Origin of the sequence: Mangrovicoccus sp. HB161399 (assembly GCF_013184745.1) — a bacterium.
In the GTDB taxonomy this organism is placed as follows: domain Bacteria; phylum Pseudomonadota; class Alphaproteobacteria; order Rhodobacterales; family Rhodobacteraceae; genus Mangrovicoccus.
This window is the reverse complement of the sequence record NZ_JAATVU010000145.1, coordinates 1-6617: the sequence shown is the minus strand read 5'-3', so window position 1 is coordinate 6617 and position 6617 is coordinate 1. Positions and strand designations below refer to the sequence as shown.

The 6617-nt window shown below is 66.4% G+C and carries 7 protein-coding genes; 2 read left to right on the top strand and 5 right to left on the bottom strand.

Annotated features, from left to right (window positions below):
- Window positions 1–80: 80 nt before the first annotated feature.
- Both HCC78_RS31130 and HCC78_RS31125 read right to left on the bottom strand, forming a co-directional pair.
- The gene (locus HCC78_RS31130; protein ID WP_253949455.1) at window positions 81–881 is read right to left on the bottom strand and encodes an alpha/beta hydrolase; all 801 of its coding nucleotides are present in this window, start codon (window positions 879–881) and stop codon (window positions 81–83) included.
- 109 nt (window positions 882–990) lie between these two features.
- Window positions 991–1923, bottom strand: coding sequence for an alpha/beta hydrolase (locus HCC78_RS31125; protein ID WP_172332610.1), 933 nt, complete (start codon window positions 1921–1923; stop codon window positions 991–993).
- A gap of 117 nt (window positions 1924–2040) precedes the next feature.
- Here HCC78_RS31125 and HCC78_RS31120 point away from each other — a divergent pair, with 117 nt between their 5' ends.
- Window positions 2041–2946 carry a LysR family transcriptional regulator gene (locus tag HCC78_RS31120; protein ID WP_172332609.1) on the top strand — a complete coding sequence of 302 codons (906 nt, stop codon included), beginning with the start codon at window positions 2041–2043 and terminating at the stop codon, window positions 2944–2946.
- Here HCC78_RS31120 and HCC78_RS31115 read toward each other — a convergent pair.
- From HCC78_RS31115 to HCC78_RS34550, 3 genes are all read right to left on the bottom strand, one after another.
- Window positions 2887–3879 carry an ion transporter gene (locus HCC78_RS31115; protein WP_216671393.1) on the bottom strand — a complete coding sequence of 331 codons (993 nt, stop codon included), beginning with the start codon at window positions 3877–3879 and terminating at the stop codon, window positions 2887–2889. The two genes, HCC78_RS31120 and HCC78_RS31115, sit on opposite strands and share 60 nt — an antisense overlap.
- 38 nt (window positions 3880–3917) lie before the next feature.
- Window positions 3918–5123 carry a low temperature requirement protein A gene (locus tag HCC78_RS31110; protein WP_172332607.1) on the bottom strand — a complete coding sequence of 402 codons (1206 nt, stop codon included), beginning with the start codon at window positions 5121–5123 and terminating at the stop codon, window positions 3918–3920.
- 215 nt (window positions 5124–5338) lie between these two features.
- Window positions 5339–6244 carry a DUF4268 domain-containing protein gene (locus tag HCC78_RS34550; protein WP_172332606.1) on the bottom strand — a complete coding sequence of 302 codons (906 nt, stop codon included), beginning with the start codon at window positions 6242–6244 and terminating at the stop codon, window positions 5339–5341.
- Window positions 6245–6364: 120 nt separating this feature from the next.
- Here HCC78_RS34550 and HCC78_RS31100 point away from each other — a divergent pair.
- On the top strand, window positions 6365–6617 hold a 253-nt coding region (locus tag HCC78_RS31100), incomplete at its 3' end, for a transposase (protein WP_172331753.1).

The following is a 6617-nucleotide window of genomic DNA, read 5'->3' as shown; positions in this document are numbered from 1 at the left end:
AGCCCAGAAGGGCCAGCCACATAGAAAACGCCGAGTTCACCAACCAACGCCAGCCACGAGCGCCATTGCCGCGGAGCGGCTTAGTCCATCCGGTCCTTTGATGCCATCGCGCGGCCGTAGATCTCCTTGCCGTCCCGATAGGCGTCAAAGGCACCGACCTTCTGGCCAATGACCAACATCACCGGCTGGGTCATCAGCGTCTCGGCGAAGCCAAACGCATCCCAGGACAGGGTCTTCTGGGCATGGCTGAAGACCATGCGCGTCGCGCCACCGGCCGCTTGGCCGCGGGAGGTCTTGTAGTAGTCCGTCGCCTCGAAGACATCGCGCTCGGTCATCCCGGCCTCGCGGGCCGCCCCGGGGCTTGCGGGCAGCAGTTCATTGACCTGCAGCTCTGCGCCGCGCGCCTCGGCGCTGCGCTGCGCGGCCATGGCAGTCAGCGCGCCGACCGGATCGAACCCGCTGAGTCCCTCGCGGAAAAGACGACCCAGGTTCACCGGCGTGATCCCGACCACCGCCTTGATCCGCTTCTCGGTCAACGCGGCATTCAGAGCGTAGCCGCCACCGCCGCAGACGCCGATGACCCCAATCCGGTCCGCGTCGACGAAAGGCAGCGTCACCGCGTGGTCGATCACGTGGCTGACGTCCTCGACCCGCTGGCTCGGGCTCTCGGTCCAGCGGGGGCTGCCGCCGGACGCGCCCTGATAGCTCGCTTCGAAGGCGATGACGACGTAGCCCTGCGCGGCGAGCGCCTTGCCGTAGACGCTGCCCGAGGTCTGCTCCTTGCAGCTTCCGAATGGGTGGATGCTGACGATCGCCGGGTAGCGCTTGCCCGCATCGAAGGCGGGCGGCAGGTGGATGTCCGCCGCGATGTGCCAGGCCATGTCGGGGTTCTGAAATGTCACGCTTTCCATGGTTTGAACTCCTTGGGTGTCGAATTGGGCGAGACTGCCCCGCCCGCGATCCGGGCGGGCATGCTTCGTCTGCGCCGGATCAGGCGCCGAGCTTTTCCCGGAAGAAGGGCGCCAGCACGCTGATCGCCTCGCCGACGAATTTCGCGCCGTCATAGAGGTCCATGTGATTGGCGCCGTCGACCACGTGGAACGTCTTGTTGCCGCTTGCGGCCCGGGCATAGAGGTCGTCGCTCATCCATTTGCTGCCCGCGACGCTGCCCGCCACGATCTGCAGCGGCTGGGTCAGGAAGGCCTCGGCGAAGTTGTAGGCGTCGTAGCTGATCAGCTGGGTCAGGCTGCGCGCCAGCCCGTATCCCGGGGCGGTGGCGCATTGCGCACGCTGGGTGTGGTAGTATTCCCAGGCCTGGCGCAGCTCCTCGTTGGGGGCATCCTCTTCCTTCAGCGGGGCCATCGGGATCTGCGCCAGATCACCGCCGGTGGCGAGCGCCTGTGCATCCGCGGTGCGGGCGGCGGCGCCGGCCTCGAGGAAGGGCAGCGCGTCGGCATCGGCCACGTCATTGTTCCAGCCATTGCGGAACATCGCGCCGATATTGACCGCGCTGACCGTGCCGACGGCCTTGATCCGGTGATCGTTGATCGCCGCGTTGGCGGTATAGCCGGCACCCGCGCAGATCCCCATGGCACCGATCCGGTCGGTGTCGACGTAATCCAGCGTGGTCAGGTGGTCGATGACCGCGCTGACATCCTCGGTACGGATGTAGGGGTTCTCGAGCTGGCGCAGGCGGCCGCCGGACTCGCCCTGGTAGGACGCGTCATAGGCGATGGTCACGAAGCCCTGCCTGGCCAGTTCCGCGGCATAGGTCCCGGCGGTCTGCTCCTTCACGCCGCCGCCGGGGTGGGAGACGACGATGGCCGGGTACTTGGCGCCCTCTTCGAAGCCCTCCGGCAGGTTGATGACGGCCGACATCTCGACGTCCGGGTTGTTGGTGTTGGCGAAGCTGATCTTGATCATGGTCGTCTCCTTGGCGGTGGGATCGAACCGATCCGTTGCTGATGGAGCCAATATGACGCTTGAGCCGCTCAGTGATTAGACGGTAAGTTCTTCATGGACCTATAAGCGAGATGATGAATGCGGCGCGAGGACATCGCCGATCTGACGGCCTTCGTGACAGTTGCCGAAGAGGGCAGCTTCACCAGGGCCGCGACCCGGCTGGGCATCTCGCAATCCGCGCTGAGCCAGATCGTGCGGCGTCTGGAGGACCGGCTCGGGCTGCGGCTGCTGGCGCGCACGACGCGCAGTGTCGCCCCAACGCCCGCGGGGGACCGGCTGGTCCGGAAGCTCGCTCCGCTGCTGCGCGAGATCGACAGCGATCTGGCCGAACTGAGCGAGTTCCGGGACACGCCCACCGGCAATATCCGCATCACCTCGGTCGAACACGCGGCGAAGACCATCCTCGTTCCCGCGCTGGCGGAGGTGCTGCCGGGCTATCCCGACGTGAATGTCGAGGTCATCGTCGATTACGGGCTCGTCGATGTCGTCGCCGACAGGTTCGACGCCGGCGTGCGGCTCGGCGAGCAGGTCGCGAAGGACATGATCTCGGTGCGGATCAGCCCGGACATCCCCATGGCGATTGTCGGTGCCCCCGCCTACATCGCGCAGCATCCCGTGCCGAAGACCCCAGAGGACCTCGTCGAGCACCGGGCGGTCAACCTGCGGCTTCCGTCGTCGGACACCATCAACGCCTGGCGGCTGGCAAGGAACGGCGAGGCAAAGCGGGTGCGGGTCGAGGGCGCTCTCAGCTTCAACACCATAGAGCTGATCCGGCAAAGCGCTCTCCTCGGGCAGGGCCTGGCCTACCTCCCGCATGACCAGGTGGATGAGCATCTGGCGCGGGGCGAGCTGAGCCAAGTGCTGGCGGACTGGACGCCGCCGTTGCCGGGATATCACCTCTACTACCCGAACCGGCGGCACAGCTCACCGGCGTTCCGGCTTGTCGTGGATGCGCTGAAGGCCCGGCTCCGCGGCCTCGGCTGACTGGGCGCCCGCAGCCTTGCGGCTGTCGAAGACATGGCCGCAGGCAGGGCAGCTGCACTCGCCCTGCGGCACTTGCCGCAACCGGACGTCGGACAGGATGGCATGGGCGATGTCGCGGCTGATGCCGAGCTCTCGCCGCAGCCGCTCGATCTGGCGGCCCTCCTCGAGATCGATCTTGCCGTCCTCCAGTGCCAGGCGGAACTCGTTGCGAAGCTGGTCGCGGCGGCGGTGCAGGTGATCGGCGAGGCCGCTGGCGATGATGCCCGCGGGCAGCGCGGCCATGCCGACGCCGAGCACGGTGATGAACCCGCCGAAGACCCTGCCCAAGGGCGTGACCGGCGTCACGTCGCCGTAGCCTACCGTGGTCAGGGTCACCAGCGCCCACCACATGGCGGCGGGGATCGAGCCGAACTCCGAGGGCTGCGCCTCGTGCTCGACGATATACGCGCCTGTCGCCGCGAAGACGAGCAGGATCGTCAGGATCGAGAAGGCGGCCATCAAGGCGCCCGCTTCCTCGCGGATCACCGAGATGAGCACCGAGAGCGCGGGCGAATAGCGCGTCAGCTTGTAGATGCGGAAGAGCCGCAGGATGCGCAGCATTTGCAGGTTGGAGCTGAAGACGAGCCCGATGAAGAAGGGCAGCACCGCGCCGAGGTCGAGCAGGGCCATCGGGCTGCGCATGTAGCGCAGCCGTGCCTGCCAGGGCGGCCGCCTGGGTTCCCGCTCGGCGCTGGCCCAGACACGGAGCACGTACTCGGCCGAGAAGATCGCGACCGAGACCGTGTCGAAGGCGCGGAAGCTGGCGTGATGCACGGCATAGATGCGAGGCACGGTCTCGAGCGCCACGGCGATCACATTGGCGACGATCAGCAGGATCAGCGCAAAGCCCAGCACGCGCGCCAGAGTCGACCCGGTCCCGGGATGTTCGAGCAACCGGTAGGCCTGCCGCCTGAGGCTTTCCCCTCCGGCGCTCACGATGCCGGAGAGGCGCGCAGATCGCGGATGGCGCGGTAGAGCGGCACGCCGATCTGCGAGAAGAGCGCGATGCCCCAGCCGAGGTTGCCGATGATCGCGGGCACGTAGGCGTGGATGAAGAACATGAAGATCGCCATGGCCGCCCCGAAGAGCCGCAGGCCGCCGCTATGGTAGCGCCGGGTCTCGTCGCGGCCCTCGACCAGAAGCTGCAGCACCCAGAGCGCGGCCAGAAACACGGCGAGCCCGATGGTGCCAAGTGCCCCATAGCCCGGTGGATAGGGCTCGAGAAAGCCGACATAGACCTCGCCTGCAAGCGCCACGCCTATGGTCACCGCGGCCCAGAGGATGGCGATATGGGCAAACCAGTAGCACAGCATCAGCGGCACCTTGCGGGACTTCAGCTTGGCCATGCCGGCGCTGTCGAAGTAGATCCAGGCCAGCGCAAAGAGTGACAGCCCACCCATGGCGATGTTGAAGAACGTCCCGGGATAGGCCTCGTCGATGCTCTTGTCGGCGAGCGTGACGCAGAGCTTGAAGAATCCCTCGCCGAGCAGGATCAGCATCAGCAGGCCAAAGCGCTCCGACAGGTGGCCGAGCCGCGGCAGGAAGCGCTCGAAGCGCAGCGTGCCGATGCCCGGCAGCAGGTACATCAGCTGGATCATCACGATGCCCGCGCCGAACACCCAGTAGGCGAGCGGCCGCGGCAGGAAGGCCGAGACCGCGAAGACCCCCGCGAGGATGAAGAAGTTCCGCCCCATCTCGGATGCCAGCGAGGTGGTCTCCGCCCCGAGATGCCGCGCCCGCCAGTAGAGCCATGCGGTGAGCGCCCGGTTGAGCGCGTAGCCGAGCGCGAAGAACGGCCAGCCGCCATGGGTAATCTCGGGGATCGCCGCGGCGATGAACATCATGGTGACGATCTGCACCGCCATGGCCACGCGGTGCGGGATGTCGGTCGAGATGTAGAGCGAGTTGTAGACCGAGTTGTCGGCCCAGGCGAAGAAGATCGCGATGAAGAGGAAACTGTAGGTCCAGAACCCGGCCCAGTCGAGGTGATGCGACAGGTAGTTGCCGAGCAGGAAGATCGTCACCACGTGAACGAGATCGTAGAAGAGCTCGACCCAATGCACGTGATTGCTTGCGCCTCCCTCGACGTCCAGATGGTGCCGTGGGCGGGTCCAGATCGGAAAATCCTTGAGCGGCATGTCTTCTCCCTCGCGAGGCGATGTCTGCCTTATAGCGGTAGAGAAGGATCAGCAGGTCGCAAAACTCTTTTCGGAGCGAGAATGGTGCCAAGCCCGGGCCAACAGGCTGATCCTGTCTGCATCGGCACAACGGCAGATGGGCAATGGCGGCTTTCGTGCGCACTTCCGTCGGTTAGCACGACGAGATTGCTGCGGAGCGGGTTGAGCGGCTGCTTTCAGGATTTCGCGAGGAATTCTTGCTCTGCCGCCAGATGTGGCTCCGTTGCCCGGTGAAGCTTGGCCGCATGCTCGATGAGCCAGAGCGTGATTGTGGGCCACGTCTCTCGGCGGCCCGCGTCGAAGCTGAACGGATAGGCGAGCGTCCTGACAATACGGTTCGCCGGAGCGCCCCAGTTCAGAGGAGCGCCGAAGGTAGCTTCGATTTCTGCCTTGCGGGCACGAAGGTGCTGGAAGATCGCATCGTTGCGGCTGCGTTCCTGATGGCCAAGGCGCAGCTCGACCCTGGCGCAACTCCGGCCGACGGTCAGCCGGAATTCCACTCCGGCCATTTCCGCAGGCACTGCGACATGGGAGCCGCTCGATGGAGCCGCCTGAGAGAAAAGCGGCACGCCCGCGGCGCGCATGCGCGGCAGGACGTAGCTCGAGAAGTCCCGCCTGTGTCGTGCTGTCTCTTCGGAGATCCGCTTGCCCGGAAGTGTTTCGGGTTCCCGGGAAGGCGTGGCCACCGGCCGGTACTCCGCGTCATCCGGGCCGGGAATGACCTGTTCGAGGTCGAGAAACAGGCCGCTGGCCGCGGTGACCGGGGTGGCGCGGATGCATTGCAGGGCCACGCCCTGGTCGCGCAGCCAGAGCACGGCGGCACCGAGTTCCTTCGGGAAGCCGCCTGCGATCAGGATGATGCGCTGGCTTCGGGGCGGGTTCAGTCTCAGCGGCTGCGCGTCGCCAAGATCCAGGAAGTCCCGGATCCGCGCACGGGCATCTCCGCTGGCGCCTGTTCGGTCGAGATAGCGCTGATGGGCAGCGATGATCGCCTTTCCGTCCATCGCCGCAGCATGGGCGGCATAATGGGCCGCCTGCCAGAGGACGTCCCTGCCGGGCTTGCCCCGCTTGGTCTCGATCACCACCAGCCGACCTGACCGGTCGAGTGCGAGAAGGTCCGGGCGGGACCGCGTTCCGGGAAGTGACCTTGCCCCCGGATCCCGGACCGGGAGTTAAAGTACTCCCAGAGAGAGGGACCCGCTATGAGCAGACAACCCGGTCGTCACTTCACCGCCGAGTTCAAGGAGCAGGCCGTTGCGCGCCTGTCGGAGCCCGGCGCCACCCAGACCAGCGTCGCGCGGGAACTTGGCGTGACGCCGTCGCAGCTGAAAGGCTGGCGGCTTGAACTGGCGGCTGGAGGGGCGGCCGAGGCGATCCGCAAGCAGCAGGCCGAGGCCGCCGAACTGGCCGAACTTCGGCGCGAGAACCGTCGCCTCAAGGAAGAGGTGGAGGTCA

Coding starts and splice junctions, on each gene's coding strand:
- HCC78_RS31130 (WP_253949455.1), bottom strand. CDS start 881: ATGGCCTGGCACATCGCGGCGGACATCCACCTGCCGCCCGCCTTCGAT.
- HCC78_RS31125 (WP_172332610.1), bottom strand. CDS start 1,923: ATGATCAAGATCAGCTTCGCCAACACCAACAACCCGGACGTCGAGATG.
- HCC78_RS31120 (WP_172332609.1), top strand. CDS start 2,041: ATGCGGCGCGAGGACATCGCCGATCTGACGGCCTTCGTGACAGTTGCC.
- HCC78_RS31110 (WP_172332607.1), bottom strand. CDS start 5,123: ATGCCGCTCAAGGATTTTCCGATCTGGACCCGCCCACGGCACCATCTG.